Here is a 16,901-nt window from a genome sequence, read left to right as displayed (position 1 = left end):
TGGCTGAACGCTTTTTTTAGTCCCGAGCGACTTCCTTGCGAAGATCATCGGCGACAAATTCGACATTTGTTCCAATGATGATTTGTACAGAAGTTTTTCCTGACGTCAGTACCCCTTTGGCACCTGCTTTTTTCAATGTACCTTCATTTAATAAATCTGTATCTTCTACTGTTAAACGAAGACGGGTCGCACAATGGTCAATTGTGGTGATATTGCCTTTGCCGCCTAGTCCCTCTACGAGCATACTTGCTCCGGCAGTATGTGTATCATCCCCTGAAATATCTTCGATGTCATCATCTTCCCTGCCCGGTGTTTTTAGCTTTAACAATTTAATCAGGAAATAGAAAACAACAAAGTAAATCACGCCATAGATGACCCCAACCACAAGTAACAGAATGGGTTTTTGCGCAATTCCAAAACTTAAAACGTAATCAATCGCACCGGCTGAAAAAGCGAAACCGCTATGAATGCCTAAGGTGTTGACAATAAAGAGCGAAAGACCAGTTAATATCGCATGAACACCATATAAAAGTGGAGATAAAAACATAAATGAGAATTCAATTGGTTCTGTGATTCCTGTAATAAATGACGTCAGTGCCATTCCAATCATAAGACCGGCTGTTGCTTTTCGTTTTTCAGGCTTTGCGGTCACAACCATCGCGAGACATGCCGCCGGCAGCCCGAACATCATCACTGGGAAGAAACCAGTCATAAAGACACCTGCACTTGGATCGCCTTTGAAGAACCGCGCTAAATCACCTGTCGCTCCGCTGAATTCACCGAATTGAAACCAAAATAGATTATTCAACACATGATGAAGTCCTAATGGAATGAGCAGGCGGTTAAAGAAGCCAAACAGCCCGGCACCCGTTGCTCCAAGACTTAAAATCCACTCCCCTAAATCATTGATCACACTTTGAATTGGAGGCCATACATATCCAAAAACGGCTGCTAATAGAATGGTAAAAAGTGCTGTCATAATTGGCACAAGCCGTCTTCCACTAAAGAAACCTAAGTATTCCGGCAGTTTCGTGTCCTTAAATTTATTGTAAACGTAACCTGCCAAAAGTCCGCACAAAATACCACCCAATACCCCCATATTGTTGGTCGAATTGATCGACGTGGTACCAGCTGACAAAATAAAATAAGAGATCGCTCCAGATAACGCCGCTGCCCCGTTACCGTCCTTTGAAATACCAATCGCTACACCCATAGCAAAAATTAAAGCCAAATTCGCAAAAATTGCATTTCCTGCCGCATGAATAAACGGGATGTTGAATACATCTTCTCGCCCAATAGCCAAAATGATACCCGCTGCAGGAAGCACAGCGATTGGAAGCATAAATGATTTTCCTAACTTTTGAAAAAACTGAAACACCATCTTATTTCTCCCCCCTTCGTCATCATCATGAACAAATCTCTCATGATGTTCATAAAAAATATATCATATGCACATCTAGTTATCTATACCAATTTGTCCACATCTCACCCAAATCTCAGCCTTTACTCTTTTGGCGTAAAATGTGGTAAGCTATTGAATAGAATGAAGTTATAGAAAGCGGGAATGAACAGTGATTGTCAAACATGATCATGAGTTAGAAGCCTTAAAAAAAGTCGGCCGAATTGTCGCTTTGGCAAGAGAAGAAATGAAAAGCCAAGCGAAACCAGGCATGTCTACAAAAGAATTAGATTTGATAGGGAAAAAAATATTAGAAGAACATGGAGCCAATTCAGCTCCTGAAAAAGAATATGATTTCCCCGGTACGACTTGTATCAGTGTCAATGATGAAGTCGCACATGGCATTCCAAGTGAAAAAACCATTTTACAAGAGGGCGACCTCATTAATATTGATATCTCAGCAGAGCTTGATGGATATTATTCCGATACTGGGATTTCATTCGTTTTAGGTACAGGAGATGCTCGTCTTGAAGCATTATGCCAGTGTGCAGAGGATGCATTCCTTGAAGGATTAAAGCATGCGAAAGCCGGAAAAAGACAAAATCAAATTGGCCGTGCGGTCTACAATACGGCGAAAGAACAAGGATTTACCGTCATTAAGAACTTGACAGGACACGGCATTGGGAAAAGCCTGCATGAAGCACCTAACCATATTTTGAACTACTATGATCCATTCGATAATGCTTTGTTTAAGAATGGGACAGTCATCGCCTTTGAACCTTTCATTTCAACAAATGCTGAGTCGATTTATCAAGCGGATGACGGCTGGACATTTAAAACACCTGATAAGAGTCTGGTCGCACAGATTGAACATACGATTGTGATCACAAAAGACGAACCGATTATTTTAACAAAGCTGTAAGCAAGCGGGTCCCCTCCTTCACTGGAGGGGATTTTAGCGTGTAGACAAACCCTCGCATTCGGTGTCAGTCCTGCGCGCCAGTACTCGTCCTTCCTAGACTTCAAAGGTTTTCTATCACGCTGAAGAGAAGACAAAGGGCTAAAATCAAGTTCATTTTAGCCCTTTCTCAACAATCTGCAATCCCTTTCACGAATCTGTCACGACTAAACAAAAATGCCTGTGGTAAAATAGGCAAAGATATGCGAAAGGGGTCTTATTTGATATGTGGTTCATCATCATCGGTATTATCTTCTTTATTGAAAGTATTATTTTAACGGTTGTAGGTATTAAGAAAAAACAATCCATGATGACCTACCTCGGTATTGTCATCATGATTATGACAGTGGGCATGATCATCGTTACCCTCAACCCGCCAAATTCATAAATAATTATTTCCAGCATATACATGGATCATAGGCAGATAGAATCAGTTTTCATTTCTAAACACCTGCACACTTTTCACGTCCTTTTTTGAGATGTTACAATGCAGGCAGTTTCCATTGAAAGGAGTTTTCTATCATGCATTATGGTAGCAAAGGCTGGTATGTCGAAGAATTAAAGAAGCTTGGTGTGACCAAGCATGAAGGAAGAAAGCTTCAAAGCTTTAAAACTTATTTCCTTGCAAATCTTCTTGAGCAAAAGAAAACGAGCTCTTAAATGTTGAAAAGCCGTACATCCATAGCAGATGTACGGCTTTTTTATATGGGCTGAACACGTTTTTCTAAAGATTTTCTGACCACATCTGCTAAGGCATCTACTTCAAGAACTGCTTTCAGCCTGTTTTGATCTACTTGACGGTATTTGACTTCATTGACTTCGTGGACTGTGATGGGATGGGGCGCTTTTTCGACTAACACAAGAGCTTCATCAGGAGAGACCATTCCTTCTTTCAGCACACGCAAATAAAAACCGGTATATCCCGTTTGCTGCACTTCCTTTACAAGCTTCATGTTTCCATGCTTAAGAGAGAGCTTCACACATGGCTGTCTTGGCTGGCTGACCTCAACTAGCGCATCCCCAAGCTGAAATACATCTCCAATACGAACTTCTGTCTCTACAAGCTGATGCACGGTCACGTTTTCACCGAAGGCTGCCTCCTGTAACGGCACCCCTAAAAATTGCTCAAAATAAGTATAGTGATCATATGGAAAGACGCAAACGGCTTTATCATCACCTCCGTGATGGACCAAATCACCTTGTCCATCTCCATCAAAATTGAGCTTACTCAAATAAACAGGCTCGTGAATACGCTTTTTGTTGATGGCTGTTTTGATTTCTTTTCCATTCACATAGGTGGTGATAGGTTGTCCTACTTGAATTCCTTCGATGTCGTACCTTGTCTGCCCCACTCTCGCCATCTCCTTTGATTGTCTGATTGCTTTTATTTTACATGGTTTGACAGTCAAATCATAGTCGGTACGTGAAGGAACGAGACAGGTTATGGTACGATGAGAAAAAAGGAGAGATGACATTGGTTCATTATCACGCTATTGTAAAAGGACGAGTTCAAGGAGTCGGTTTTCGTTATTTTGTTCAAGGAGAAGCCGTCAATCGAGGGATAAAAGGCTGGGTACGCAACACAGATGAGGGTCACGTGGAGTTAAAAGTAGAAGGAGAGCAGCAGGAGGTGTTTGACTTTTTAGAGACCGTCCGTAAAGGTAGTCCTTTTTCAAAAGTCACACATTTGGACATGGAGCCGCTCACCAAGTTCGCCCATTATCAAGACTTTCGGATTAAAGGATAGTTGATGTGTATCCTTTATTTCACAACAGTAAATGGGTTTGCAACATCATAACCAATCAAGGTTGTACGTGAAGCATCTTTGTAGAGACTCACATGAACATCATAGTTGACTGATCCACTGTTAGGAAGTAATAAACGAGTAGGTGCTGCGAAAGCGTTTTGTCCAGAGATAGACCCTTCGTGTGTAAAGACTGGTGTCACTGGGAAAGTAAGTTTTCGAATAGCAGCTGTATAATAAAGTGTTTCATTTGTTATTGCTGTCATGTTGACGTTGACCTGAGGATGAAGCGAAGTATAAGTTGAACGATCGGTTGTCACCTTTAAATCGATGTCATTCTGAACCATTGCTACAGTCGTTGCTTTAGCTCTTTCATCACCTAGTGGTAGAAATCCGTTGAAACTGAATACAGCCAAAAATATGAGCAACGTCATTTTTTTCATCTATATTCCCCCTTTTTGATTTCACCGCCATTAAACCATCATTTTCCAAATCAAACAACATTCCAAAGACTCATTTCATACAAAAAAACCTAGCTTTTCGCTAGGCTCTTTCCGTCCCGTGGTAGGGTTTTTCCTGATAAAAATAATTCGGTTTCACGATCGTATTGTCATAGTGACGATGGAAGATATGCGTAGCAGCTGGTGATACTGGCGGAATCAGCCATGTCCAATCACCAGTCAGCTTACGATCAGCTTTTTCTTCCTGTTTTTCAAATTGTTTGAACTGATGGGCAGCTGTATGATGATCGACAATGGTCACCCCTGCTTCCCTGTAAGAATGGAGAACCGCGACATTCAATTCGACAATGGCTTTGTCTTTCCAAAGTGACGAATTTTTTGTTGTATCGAGCCCTAAAATAGAAGCGACTTTTTTCAACATATTGTAGCGGTTTTCGTCAGCTAGATTACGTGCGCCAATTTCTGTTCCCATATACCATCCATTAAACGGTGCCGCATTGTAATGAATGCCGCCAATTTCTAATTTCATATCAGCAATAATCGGAACAGCATACCATTTCAGTCCTAAATCACCGAACCCATCATATTCAGGATGAGTGATCTCTACCTCTTGAACGATTTCTTTCGGAAGATCATACAAAACCGGCGGCTGATCTTTTAGCTGAAACATAAGTGGCAGAAGGTCAAAATGCGTGCCTTCGCCTTTCCAGCCATGCGCTTCACACAACTTGGTTAATTCAAGTGATGTCTCGTCCCCAATGATGCCATATTCCGACTCATATCCCGCATAACGAACGAGCTGATGATTATAAATAACGACTTCCTTCCGTCCCTTGTTCTCTGGTGGGAAGATGGTAATGGACGGTTTGATTTTACCCCCATTTGTCGCATACTCAATATGATGAAAGAGTGCCTCTTTCACCTCATCTTCTGTTGTCACGTGCCGGCAGTCATGCACATGCAGTGTTGACCAAAACAAGCGCCCAATGCACCGGTTGCTGTTGCGCCATGCCATTTTTGCCCCGTGAGCTAATTCTTCCTGCGTATGAGTATACATGCCGTCAGACTCAATTTCTTGTTTTATTTCATGCAGACGTGCTGCTTTTTCTTCATTTGACTTGCCTAATTCTTCATAGCATACAGAAATAAAAGCTTCTGCTTCATTCCACAACGCTTCTTGGTTACTCAAACATACTCGCCTCACTTTAATACGAATATATCCATTGTAGCGGTTTCTATTGATAAATTCACTTGTTTCAAACCATTTTTTATCATATCGTGCGACGATTGTCCTTAGACAATGGATGAATCAATGACTTCAAGGGTCTTTTGGAGCCAGCGAACATACCCTTTTTCCCTTTCAATTGCTCTTGTCAGCACTAAATAATGCCCGAATTGTGTTGAATGCAGTGATTGGGCAGATGGATCTTCTTCTGTTAAAACGTTCAGTTTCTGTTCAAGCACCTCTACTTTCTTTGTTCGCTCCTGCAGCTGATGTGAGAAGAGACCGGCCGCTTCTTTTTGATCCATAGACGAGATAAAGAACGTTTTTAACATAAATTCATCTTTTGTTGTGTCTGGAATCGGGCCTTTTTCCCTTAACCATTCATGCAGTTCTCTTTTTCCTGCATCAGTGATTTGATAAACCTTCTTCTCTAGCTTCTTTCCTTGTATGTGAATATCAAATTCAATAAAACCCTCTTCTGTTAGCCGCTTTAATTCAGGGTATATTTGACTATGCTTCGCACTCCAAAACTGTCCAAGGGAATCTTCAAAGTGTTTCTTCATATCGTATCCCGTCAGCTCACGCTGATCTAGTAAGCCAAGAATGGCATATTTCAGTACTCTCATGACATGCCTCCAACGCATATTCTTTGACAATAGTATACCATACACCCTAAAATAAACATGTAAATCATGACATGTTTGAAACAACATCATTTTAATTGAAAGAAGGAATAAACATGGATCAATTCGTTGGACTTCATATGATTTATACGTATGAAAATGGCTGGGAATATGAGATTTACATTAAAAATGATCACACCATTGATTACCGCATTCATAGCGGAATGGTTGGAGGCCGCTGGGTTCGTGATCAAGAAGTGAATATTGTGAAACTGACAAAAGGGGTATACAAAGTTTCCTGGACGGAACCGACTGGGACAGACGTGTCTTTGAACTTTATGCCTGAGGAGAAACGCATGCATGGCGTCATTTTCTTCCCAAAATGGGTGCATGAACGTCCAGATATCACCGTTTGCTATCAAAATGACTATATCGACCTCATGAAAGAATCCCGTGAAAAATATGAAACCTATCCGAAGTATGTCGTACCAGAATTCGCAGACATTACGTACATCCACCATGCTGGGGTAAACGATGAAACGATTATCGCAGAAGCACCGTATGAAGGCATGACCGATGAGATCAGAGCTGGACGAAAATAGAAAAAGCGGCACGCACTGTGCCGCTTCTAGATGGTTGACAAAGGGCTAAAAAGTTACTTCATTTTAGCCCTTTTTATTTCATACCTAACGTCTTTTGAGATAACAAGAATCGGTAAACTGGTAGTTCATCGCCCACTTTCGATGCAATAAAACCAGATGACATATAGCTGTCTTTTGATTCTGGTTCAAGGGCAAGCGATAGCAAATTGGTTTGCGGCTGTGCCGTCACATATACCTTTGTTCCTTTTGGCAGCTGACGTTTCTTTTCAACCAGTCTCGTTTCAAGCTGAATATCTGTTTTGCTTGTTTCCACCCGTTTTATCACCTGATAGGCTTGAACTGGCACTTTCATGCCAACAGGAAGTGTCACACTTTTCAACCCTAAAGTTCTGAGCTTTCTATCTACCCCTTCATGCCCTGGGAGAATGAGATAAGCTGTCGGCCGTTCTCTTGTTAAGACAGGAACCGCATCACTTGCACTATGAAAACGTACCGGGACATTAGTGGTTTGTCCTTTCTCAATATCCACCATTTCGAGTGAATCGTTCACAGGCGCCTTGTAAGCATCTTGAATGACTACTTGATCCTCATCGTTTGATTGAAGACCTTTTTTCACAAGTTTCAGCCGCTCTGTCACCATTTGCTGCTTCACCTGCTTAGCATGCTTCACTGTTGTCTCAATGATTTTTTCATGAGTGGTGACTTGTGCTGCCACGCGCCGGGTAAAGTCCTCTCTGCCAATTCCAATCCCCCTACTTTCTACAAGAAAGGATAAAGCTGGTGAAAGCGCTAGGGCATTTCGGCCAATTCGTGCATCAGTTCCGCCTTCATAAAGATCGATTTTTCCGTCCTTCCCTCTTGTGTTTGTATAATATAAATCGTTGGAAAATCCTTTATTCGTCAATGCTTCACGCACTCCGTTGACGTACAATTCATTTGACGTTAATCGAATGCTTTCAGGAATGTTCAAATTCTTACCGGATAATATCAGCAAATCGTGATACTTGAGAGCACCTGATGCACCGATGTCTTCAAACTGCTTTTGACCGACATCATATTCATGGGCATCGATGACGACCTCGGGCGCAAAGCGATTAAATTCTTGATGAAGGGCTGTCAGCTCTGGAGATTCTAAGGTCATGTGGTCACGGTTGCCATCCATTCCGTTTGCAAGCCTGCGGTCAAATGCATAAGAACCATCTGGATTGATTCTTGGAACAATGATGACGTTAACATGGCTCAGTATACGATCTCCTTCATCACCTGCTAGTCGTTTGGCGATGACAAGGGCAGATTCACCGGAGGCTGGTTCATTTCCGTGTATTTGTGCTTGAAGCCAGATCGTTGGCTTTTTTGACAGTGGAGAGATGTGACGATCCTTTGTAAAATAGAGGGCTGGAATGGATCTGCCTTCAATGGATGTTCCAATCTGTTTCTGCGTGGCGTAAGGACTTTTACTGACAATGTCACGTAAAAAATCTTGAAGCTCTTCTTGTGTGGTAAATGCTTCTCCTTTTTTCTGAAAGGCAGGGGTATCAAACGTTTCGTCAGGCTCAGGATACAGTTTTTGAACCGAGGCTGGCTGCTCATAGCTTTTTCCATAATAAGGGGTCTCTGCATTCGCTGAAGCTGGGGTCACCATCGACAAACTTCCTGCCATGAGGCATACAGCAGCAAAAAGAATGGTACTTTTCTGTTTGGACATGCTATCCTCTCCCTTCGTTGATTTGCATTATAAAGAAAAAAACAGCAAAAGTGTCAACATTTTTCAAAAATATATCTTTTGGAGGAATCATGCATGTCTTTATATAGGGCAAATGAATGGATGTTGCCCTGCAATAGGACCTAAAAAAGAGTGCCTGCATGAGCAGCAGACACTCTTCTCATTACCAGATCGAAATGGCCCCAATGAGAACCGCCATCACTGTCATGGCGACGACTGCAAGAACCGCCCATTTCATACCAAATTTCTGATGCTGATCTAGTGATACCCCAACGAGTCCCACAAGTAAATGAGTCGATGGAACAAGTGGGCTTAACATATGAATCGGCTGACCAATGATAGATGCTCTCGCAATCTCAATTTTATCGACACCGTATGCTGCCGCTGTTTCTGATAGGATCGGCAGTACCCCATAAAAGTATGCATCATTCGGCATAAAGAAAGTGAAGATCCCGCTTGTTAGCGCGACAATGACTGGAATAAACCCGCCAAGCTGCTCTGGAATAGCAGAAACAATCGAAATCGCCATTTCATCAACCATTTTCGTCCCAGTTAAGATGCCTGTAAAAACACCTGCTGCAAAGATCATGGAAGCAATCGCTAAGACGTTGGTTGAGTGAGCCGCAATCCGCTCACGCTGCTGCTCTAAATTCGGATAGTTCACGATGATTGCCACACAGAAAGCCAGAACAAATAGAACCGTTAAGCTGACTTTTCCTGAGACAAGAAGGAGCACCAATAACAACGTAAGCGTTAGGTTAAACCACCAAAGTTTCGGTCGCTTAATATCATCTTGCAGTGCCGCTGCCATTTCATTTGCATGAATCGGCTGTTCGAGCTCAATAACACCAAGACGTTTTCTTTCAGACTTCCCAAGAAAGTATGCCACCACAATCATGCTCAAAACCCCTGCACCAATGACTGGAATCATCGGGCCAAATAAAAGCGATGGATCAACGCCAAGTGCACTTGCCGCTCTAGGTGTTGCCCCTCCCCATGGAATCGTATTCATAATCCCCATGCCGACTCCGGCGATACCCGCTAAAATAATCGGACGAATGCCAAGCAGTGTAAATAGTGGAAGCATGGCTGTTGTTGTAATCATGTACGTTGTGGTTCCATCACCGTCAAGTGCGACAAGCATCGTCAGGACGGCTGTTCCGACAACAATTTTTAATGGATCGCCTTTGACGATCTTTAAAATTTTCGCCACCATTGGATCGAATAAACCTGCATCAATCATAATCCCGAAGTACAAAATGGCAAACATGATCATGACCGCCGTTGGTGCAACTTGCTGTACACCTTTGACAATCATGTCTGAAATTTCTGTAAAATGAAAACCTGCAATAAGAGCAAATGCAATCGGTGTTAATACCAATGCCGTTAAAACAGACATACGTTTCGTCATAATTAAAACCATAAATACAATCATCATAAGAAATCCTAAGATCGCTAACATTTCGTTCACCCCTTATGTTGTATACGCTTTCATTAAATGTTGGTATCCCATTTCCAACCCTTTCTGTCATGATATCTGACGCCTTAATTGAAGTAAATATTATGAATTTTAATTCTTTTTTGGTCGATAAATGCTTTTTGTTCATTTTGTGCAATTGTTGTTGTTTGTTGGTTCCATGAAAAAAAGCGGTCTCATTTGACCGCTTTCTCTCCTTGTATAAATTGCTCATAACGCCTTAATTGATCTTCCATATAGACCTTTGCTTCTTTACTATTCATATAACGGCCTGTCCAGCCTTTTTGTTTTAACTGCTTTTTCCATGACTTCGTTTGCGTCATTTTTTGAAGAAGCTGATCCCATGCTCGAATGTCGTGCTGATTCATTTGCTTTGGTCCCATCACACCACGCCAATGAGAGAAGATGAGCGGAATCCCTTGTTCTTTCCAAGTGGGCACGTCTTTGAATCCTTCTAAACGCTGATTCGTTGTGGTTGCAACGAGCTTCAACCTTTTCTTTTCATAATCATGGCGAACTTCTGTAATGGTTGTAGTCGCCGCATCTACCTCATGGTCAATGAGTGCTTGAAATAAATCATCTGCACTGTCAAATTTTAAAAACTGAATGCGGTACGGATCTATCCCTGCCATTTCGGCAGCCCGTGCGAATGAGATTTGATCATCATTTCCAAAGTCCGGGGCAAACCCAATTTTTAAGGAATCCGGTTTCTTTTTTAGTGCGTGTAATAGCTCTTTTCCATTTGAGAAAGGAGAATCAACTGGCACTGCGACTACCTGCCACTCTTCCGCAAGAATAGCGAGCGGGGTAACATCATTCATGGTCACGTTACTGCTGCCCAGCAAATTACGGCTTAATAATAAGCTTGAATTTAAACTGATATAATTGGCATCTCGCTCCATCATATAGGTCCAGCCTTTATCAACCGTTCCGCCTCTTTGATAAAGAATATGCACAGGCTCTTCCACTAGCTTTTCTTGTTCTAGTACGGTTTTCATCACTTGAGCCGTTTGGTCAAATCCGCCATCAGGTACACCTGATACCACAATATATAATGGGCTGTGCTCCAGGAAAGAATCTTTTGCTGTTTTTTCATTAAAGGTGAGCGTTGTACAAAGACAGACCAAAATGAGTAAGAGTATTCCTTTTTTCATTTTTATGACTCCGTTTGTTTTTTGGCGGGATAATATTTTCGTTCTGGTCTACCAATGATTCCATATGCCAGCTCTGCCCGGCATTCTCCCGTTGTCACAAGATACTCTACGTATCGTCTTGCTGTTGTGCGTGATGCGCCCATTTTTTCTCCGAGTTCTTCTGCTGTAATTCCGTTCATCTCTGCTGCCATGAATGTTTTCACTTTGTCCAAAGTCAGTGAATTAATGCCTGTTGGCAAGTCTCGCTCATCCTTTTGTTGCGATTCTTCCTGTATTTGACCAAAAAACAGATCAATCATCGTTTGATTGACTTCCTCTTTTGAATTGATTAACTCTCTCTTCTCTTTATATTCGGTTAACACCTGCGTGAATTTTTGGGCGGTCACTGGTTTGATTAAATAATGAACGACTCCATAATGCAGGGCGTCTCTTAACAGCATCGTTTCCGTTGCAGCCGTGATAATGATCACATCCACTTCAGGATGGCGCTCTCTTAACAGCGGCAAAAGGTTCGTGCCGAGCTCATCAGGCATGTAGACATCAAGTAAAATGAGATCCACTTGTTCTTTTTGAAGTGCCTCCCACAGATCCTTTGCACTCTTTGCCTTGCCGGCCACTTGAAAGCCTTGTACCTTTTGTATATAAGATTCATGAATCGCAGCGATTCGAAAATCATCTTCCGCAATGAGTACCTTGATCACAACCTATTCCCCCTTTGTGCCTTTCGGTATGTAAACAGTGAAGATGGCACCACCTTCTTTTTGGTTCGCAACTTCAATCCAGCCCCCAAGTTCATCTAGCACTTCTTTGACATTGGCAAGTCCATAACCTCGCCCTTCTCCCTTTGATGAATGTCCTCTTGTGAAAAGTTGTGAAATGGCTCCTTCATCTACACCGTCCCCTGAATCAGATACCTCTATGATAATATCAAATCCAATATCTGTGATGAACAAGCTGACTTCTCTTGTCTCCTTATTCAATACAGCCTCAAACGCATTATCTACGAGATTGCCAATGATGGTAATAAAGTGAGATAAACTCAAATGGGCTGGGAGCGGCTCCAATGAACTATTTTCATCAATGTGAAAATGGACCTTTTTCTCAGATGCCTTTCCTAACTTCCCAAGTAAAATGGCTTGTATCTTCGGAGAGCGAATTTGCTTCATGAGTAAATCATGCTGGCGATTTTGAAGTGTATACTCTTCTTTAATTAACTCAATGGCTTCATCCACTTGTTTCAACTCAAGCAAGCCTAAAATAGCGTACAGCTTATTCGAAAATTCGTGTGTTTGTGCTCTAAGGTCTTCTGAATATTGACTGACCTCTGTCAATGTATCCAGCAGCTTTGTCAGCTCGGTTTTCTCCCTGAAGCTCACAATTCCTCCAAATACTCGATTGTCCTGCACCACTTTTTTGACATTTAGCACGAAGGTTTTATCATTGACGACTGATTCTATGTTAGGTTCAATCGTCTCTACCTTTAGATAGGAAAGAAGATTGGCATTTGGCAACACTTGATCAATATGAAGAGGCAGCGTTGAAGAGACGCGTAGCATCTGTTCAGCTGACGTATTCATCATCGTAATGGCACCTTTACGGTCAAATGCAATAATTCCCTCTTTAATCGCATGCAGCATCGCTTCTCTTTCTCGATATAATGAAGCAATTTCATGCGGTTCAAGCCCTAATATATCTTTTCGAATACTCCTTGTTAAAAAAATCGCTCCAAAAACCCCAGGCAAGAGCACAAGAAGGGCAATATAACTTAATTTGAATAGTTGATGAGCTGTCGCTTGGTCGATATCTCTTTTTAAAAATTCGACACTGACTGTCCCAATAATCTCTTCATAACTGCCAGTTTCTTTCATGATCGGAGCACTTCCTCTGACAACGGTTTCACCATCAGAATCACCCGTTGATATGGAAGTTCCTCCAAATAGCAGTGTACTTCTTCCTTCCGACACACTGATGGTTTTCCCTACATCCTCATGATTCGTATGAAAAAGAACCTTTCCTTTTTGATTGGTGATAAAAATGGCATGCGCTCTTACTTGCTCTTTCATTTGCTCAAGCACAGCCTGTTCTTCATTTTGCGAATCTCCCGTGGCCACCGATGTTTTAATGGGCGGCATATAAGATATCGTTCTAGCAGTTTGCACCGCCAGCTGTTCAGCTTGGTTCTGCCTTTCTGATGTCTGCAAAAAACCAAAACAAATGGTTAATAAGGCAATAACAACAAGCAAAAGACCAATAATTAACCCCAAAATTTTTGTTTGTAAAGTGACTTTCCTTTTGCCCATCCTCACCGCCACAACCCCTAATTCAGTAGATTCACCCGAATAGACTCTAAGAAAATCATATCATTTTTTCTCATGAAGTTAAGAGAAAATTCACACAGACAAAAAAGGATGACTCAGTATTGAGTCATCCCTGTGTGCCTATTACGTGATGGATAAACCAGCACTTGCATAGCCTGCTACAGTATTCACTAAGGAAAGACCAGTAGCTGTTGCCGAGAATACAACAAGCAATCTTGTTTGCGGTGTGACTGGTACATTTAAACCAGTAGCGATACCGTTTGTAATAGCCCCTATCGTTAAAACACCGGTTAACGCTGGAGCCAATGTAACGCTCGCTACTTGAGTGAAGCTGTTATCTGGTGTTGGTGAAGCAAACAGACTAGCAGTTACAGTAATACTCGTGCCAACTAAAGAAAGGGCTGCAGTCGTGCTAAAATAGCCAGCAAATGACGTAATGGTTCCAGCTCTTGGAACGGAGAATGCCATGTTTAACAATGTTCCTGCTGCTCCGGTTAAATCAATGATTCCTCCTACAATACTGACACCAGTGGCTGAGTTACCGAATCCGACCAAGCTAGATGTTCCAACTAGACCGCCTGCGATTGTGGTTAAAACAGCTGGCGTACCAGATGCAAATGGAATAATCGCACTTGATCCTGTCGCACCTGTGGCGCCTGTTGCACCGGTTGCTCCCGTGGCGCCTGTTCCTGTAGCCCCTGTTGCACCCGTATCTCCTGTTACACCTGTGGCGCCTGTGACTCCGGTCGCTCCTGTTGGACCTGTATCTCCGGTGACACCGGTTGCTCCCGTGGCGCCTGTCACACCTGCGGCTGCCAATAACGTATAATCTGGAGACGTATCTGGTGTGCCAGTTGGTGGTGCTGTATTTACGACATAAGTTCCACCTTCATATGTCACCACTTGACCTACTGGATAGGTTGGAGCTGTTGCTGGGTCAAATGCCAAAATACCAGCTAACCCTACTCCGGTTGCCCCGGTATCTCCCGTTGCACCTGTGGCTCCGGTTACTCCAGTCGCTCCTGTATCTCCTGTTGCACCTGTGGCTCCGGTTACTCCAGTCGCTCCCGTATCTCCCGTTGCACCCGTGGCTCCGGTTACTCCGGTCGCTCCCGTATCTCCCGTTGCACCTGTAGCTCCGGTTACTCCGGTCGCTCCTGTATCTCCCGTAGCGCCAGTTGCTCCGGTTACTCCAGTCGCTCCCGTATCTCCTGTTGCACCTGTAGCTCCCGTTACTCCAGTCGCTCCCGTATCTCCCGTTACACCTGTGACTCCAGTTACTCCGGTCGCTCCCGTATCTCCCGTTGCACCCGTGGCTCCGGTTACTCCGGTCGCTCCCGTATCTCCCGTTACACCTGTGGCTCCGGTTACTCCGGTCGCTCCTGTATCTCCCGTGGCGCCTGTCACACCTGCGGCTGCCAATAACGTATAATCTGGAGACGTATCTGGTGTGCCAGTTGGTGGCGCTGTATTTACGATATAAGTTCCACCTTCATATGTCACCACTTGACCTACTGGATAGGTTGGAGCTGTTGCTGGGTCAAATGCCAAAATACCAGCTAACCCTACTCCGGTTGCCCCGGTATCTCCTGTTGCACCTGTAGCTCCTGTTGCACCTGTAGCTCCTGTCGCTCCCGTATCTCCCGTTGCACCTGTGGCTCCGGTTACTCCGGTCGCTCCCGTATCTCCCGTTACACCTGTGGCTCCGGTTACTCCGGTCGCTCCCGTATCTCCCGTTGCACCCGTGGCTCCGGTTACTCCAGTCGCTCCCGTATCTCCCGTTACACCTGTGACTCCGGTTACTCCAGTCGCTCCCGTATCTCCCGTTACACCTGTGGCTCCGGTTACTCCAGTCGCTCCCGTATCTCCCGTTACACCTGTGGCTCCGGTTACTCCGGTCGCTCCCGTATCTCCCGTTACACCTGTGGCTCCGGTTACTCCAGTTGCTCCCGTATCTCCCGTTGCACCCGTGGCTCCAGTTACTCCGGTCGCTCCCGTATCTCCCGTTGCACCGGTCGCTCCAATTGCTCCTGTCGCTCCGGTTGCGCCTGTATCTCCTGTAGCGCCGGTCGCTCCTGTTCCTGTGGCTCCCGTGGCACCCGTATCTCCTGTGGCTCCTGTCGCTCCGGTTGCGCCTGTATCTCCTGTAGCGCCGGTCGCTCCTGTTCCTGTGGCTCCAGTTGCGCCCGTTGCTCCTGTGGCTCCTGTCGCTCCGGTTGCGCCTGTATCTCCTGTAGCACCGGTCGCTCCTGTTCCTGTGGCTCCAGTTGCGCCCGTTGCTCCTGTGGCTCCTGTCGCTCCGGTTGCGCCTGTATCTCCTGTAGCACCGGTCGCTCCCGTTCCTGTGGTTCCAGTTGCGCCCGTTGCTCCTGTGGCTCCTGTCGCTCCGGTTGCGCCTGTATCTCCTGTAGCACCGGTCGCTCCTGTTCCTGTGGCTCCAGTTGCGCCCGTTGCTCCTGTGGCTCCTGTCGCTCCGGTTGCGCCTGTATCTCCTGTAGCACCGGTCGCTCCTGTTCCTGTGGCTCCAGTTGCGCCCGTTGCTCCTGTGGCTCCTGTCGCTCCGGTTGCGCCTGTATCTCCTGTAGCACCGGTCGCTCCTGTTCCTGTGGCTCCTGTGGCACCCGTGGCGCCCGTATCTCCCGCAGCTGCTAACAATGTATAATCTGGAGACGTACCTGGCGTACCTGTTGGTGAAGCTGTATTCGCCACATACGTACTTCCATCAAATGTCACCACTTGACCTTCTGGATAGGTTGGGGCATCCGCTGGATCAAATGCCACGATACCGGTTAAGCCTACACCGGTGGCGCCTGTTGCGCCCGTTGCTCCTGCTGGACCCGCTGGGCCTACTGGACCCACTGGACCCGCCGGACCTGCTGGGCCTCTCCTTCCTCTTCCCCCTGGCGGTCCTTGAATGACACACACACAAGGATCTTTTCCGCAGCATGGATTTTTTACTGGTTTCCTTGGTTTGTCTGATTTACCTTTCTTACAACTATCACATTCCCAGCCATCATCCTTATACGCATCATACCAGCTTCCTTTTTGGTAGTGGTCTGTCGAATGAGTTGGGTATATCTTTCCGCATTGTCTACATTTTCTCATAGAATCACCCCAATCCATCGTATTCATCATGATCGATAAAGGTGTATGTACAATTTTATTTTTATCAAAAAATTTGAAAGGCCTTGCACTCTACGTGCAAGGACCTCTCTCC

16 protein-coding genes are annotated in these 16,901 nt (G+C 44.4%); 5 read left to right on the top strand and 11 right to left on the bottom strand.

Going from position 1 to position 16,901, the window contains the following annotated elements:
• Positions 1-16 precede the first annotated feature (16 nt).
• The gene (gene nagE, locus NST01_RS03840) at positions 17-1,381 is read right to left on the bottom strand and encodes an N-acetylglucosamine-specific PTS transporter subunit IIBC (protein WP_050827054.1); all 1,365 of its coding nucleotides are present in this window, start codon (positions 1,379-1,381) and stop codon (positions 17-19) included.
• Positions 1,382-1,571: 190 nt separating this feature from the next.
• Between nagE and map the strand changes: the two genes are divergently transcribed.
• The 3 genes from map (at position 1,572) to NST01_RS03825 (ending at position 3,017) form a co-directional block, all read left to right on the top strand.
• On the top strand, positions 1,572-2,321 hold the full coding sequence (map, locus tag NST01_RS03835) for a type I methionyl aminopeptidase (RefSeq protein WP_008341769.1): 750 nt from the start codon (positions 1,572-1,574) through the stop codon (positions 2,319-2,321).
• Between the two features lie 262 nt (positions 2,322-2,583).
• Positions 2,584-2,745, top strand: a complete 162-nt coding sequence (locus NST01_RS03830) for a hypothetical protein (protein WP_017366810.1) — start codon at positions 2,584-2,586, stop codon at positions 2,743-2,745.
• 134 nt (positions 2,746-2,879) lie between these two features.
• Positions 2,880-3,017: a YflJ family protein gene (locus tag NST01_RS03825; protein WP_008341771.1), complete on the top strand. Its 138-nt coding sequence runs from the start codon at positions 2,880-2,882 to the stop codon at positions 3,015-3,017.
• Between the two features lie 41 nt (positions 3,018-3,058).
• Here NST01_RS03825 and NST01_RS03820 read toward each other — a convergent pair whose 3' ends face one another.
• The gene (locus NST01_RS03820) at positions 3,059-3,709 is read right to left on the bottom strand and encodes an MOSC domain-containing protein (RefSeq protein WP_046342941.1); all 651 of its coding nucleotides are present in this window, start codon (positions 3,707-3,709) and stop codon (positions 3,059-3,061) included.
• Positions 3,710-3,831: 122 nt separating this feature from the next.
• Here NST01_RS03820 and NST01_RS03815 point away from each other — a divergent pair, with 122 nt between their 5' ends.
• Positions 3,832-4,104 (top strand): acylphosphatase, encoded by a 273-nt coding sequence (locus NST01_RS03815; protein ID WP_035391366.1) that lies wholly within the window; start codon positions 3,832-3,834, stop codon positions 4,102-4,104.
• A 14-nt stretch (positions 4,105-4,118) separates the two neighbouring features.
• Here the strand turns inward: NST01_RS03815 and NST01_RS03810 are convergent, their stop codons facing one another.
• The 3 genes from NST01_RS03810 to NST01_RS03800 form a co-directional block, all read right to left on the bottom strand.
• A complete protein-coding gene (locus NST01_RS03810) occupies positions 4,119-4,544 on the bottom strand; it encodes a hypothetical protein (RefSeq protein ID WP_268391010.1) in 426 nt (141 codons plus the stop codon).
• 100 nt (positions 4,545-4,644) lie between these two features.
• Positions 4,645-5,751 carry a nitric oxide synthase oxygenase gene (locus NST01_RS03805; protein WP_341041539.1) on the bottom strand — a complete coding sequence of 369 codons (1,107 nt, stop codon included), beginning with the start codon at positions 5,749-5,751 and terminating at the stop codon, positions 4,645-4,647.
• Between the two features lie 104 nt (positions 5,752-5,855).
• Positions 5,856-6,413: a PadR family transcriptional regulator gene (locus NST01_RS03800; protein WP_335358030.1), complete on the bottom strand. Its 558-nt coding sequence runs from the start codon at positions 6,411-6,413 to the stop codon at positions 5,856-5,858.
• A 113-nt stretch (positions 6,414-6,526) separates the two neighbouring features.
• Between NST01_RS03800 and NST01_RS03795 the strand changes: the two genes are divergently transcribed.
• Complete coding sequence (locus NST01_RS03795) at positions 6,527-7,012, top strand: phenolic acid decarboxylase (protein ID WP_008341777.1); 486 nt, start codon at positions 6,527-6,529, stop codon at positions 7,010-7,012.
• A 73-nt stretch (positions 7,013-7,085) separates the two neighbouring features.
• Here the strand turns inward: NST01_RS03795 and NST01_RS03790 are convergent, their stop codons facing one another.
• The 6 genes from NST01_RS03790 to NST01_RS03765 all read right to left on the bottom strand — a co-directional run bounded on the left by NST01_RS03790 (position 7,086) and on the right by NST01_RS03765 (position 16,789).
• Complete coding sequence (locus tag NST01_RS03790) at positions 7,086-8,717, bottom strand: M14 family metallopeptidase (RefSeq protein ID WP_341041537.1); 1,632 nt, start codon at positions 8,715-8,717, stop codon at positions 7,086-7,088.
• Positions 8,718-8,898: 181 nt separating this feature from the next.
• Positions 8,899-10,197, bottom strand: a complete 1,299-nt coding sequence (locus tag NST01_RS03785; protein WP_008341779.1) for a citrate:proton symporter — start codon at positions 10,195-10,197, stop codon at positions 8,899-8,901.
• 191 nt (positions 10,198-10,388) lie between these two features.
• Positions 10,389-11,366, bottom strand: a complete 978-nt coding sequence (locus NST01_RS03780) for a tripartite tricarboxylate transporter substrate-binding protein (RefSeq protein WP_046342937.1) — start codon at positions 11,364-11,366, stop codon at positions 10,389-10,391.
• Positions 11,367-11,368: 2 nt separating this feature from the next.
• Complete coding sequence (locus NST01_RS03775; RefSeq protein ID WP_025206910.1) at positions 11,369-12,067, bottom strand: response regulator; 699 nt, start codon at positions 12,065-12,067, stop codon at positions 11,369-11,371.
• A gap of 3 nt (positions 12,068-12,070) precedes the next feature.
• Positions 12,071-13,666, bottom strand: a complete 1,596-nt coding sequence (locus NST01_RS03770) for a sensor histidine kinase (protein WP_270109029.1) — start codon at positions 13,664-13,666, stop codon at positions 12,071-12,073.
• Between the two features lie 141 nt (positions 13,667-13,807).
• Positions 13,808-16,789: an exosporium glycoprotein BclB-related protein gene (locus NST01_RS03765; protein ID WP_341041533.1), complete on the bottom strand. Its 2,982-nt coding sequence runs from the start codon at positions 16,787-16,789 to the stop codon at positions 13,808-13,810.
• Positions 16,790-16,901 lie beyond the last annotated feature (112 nt).

The sequence above is a fragment of the Bacillus sp. FSL R7-0166 genome (assembly GCF_038008935.1).
Classification (GTDB): Bacteria; Bacillota; Bacilli; order Bacillales; family Bacillaceae; genus Bacillus; species Bacillus altitudinis.
Note: the sequence above shows the minus strand (reverse complement) of the source record. Positions and strands in the feature narration are given on the sequence as shown.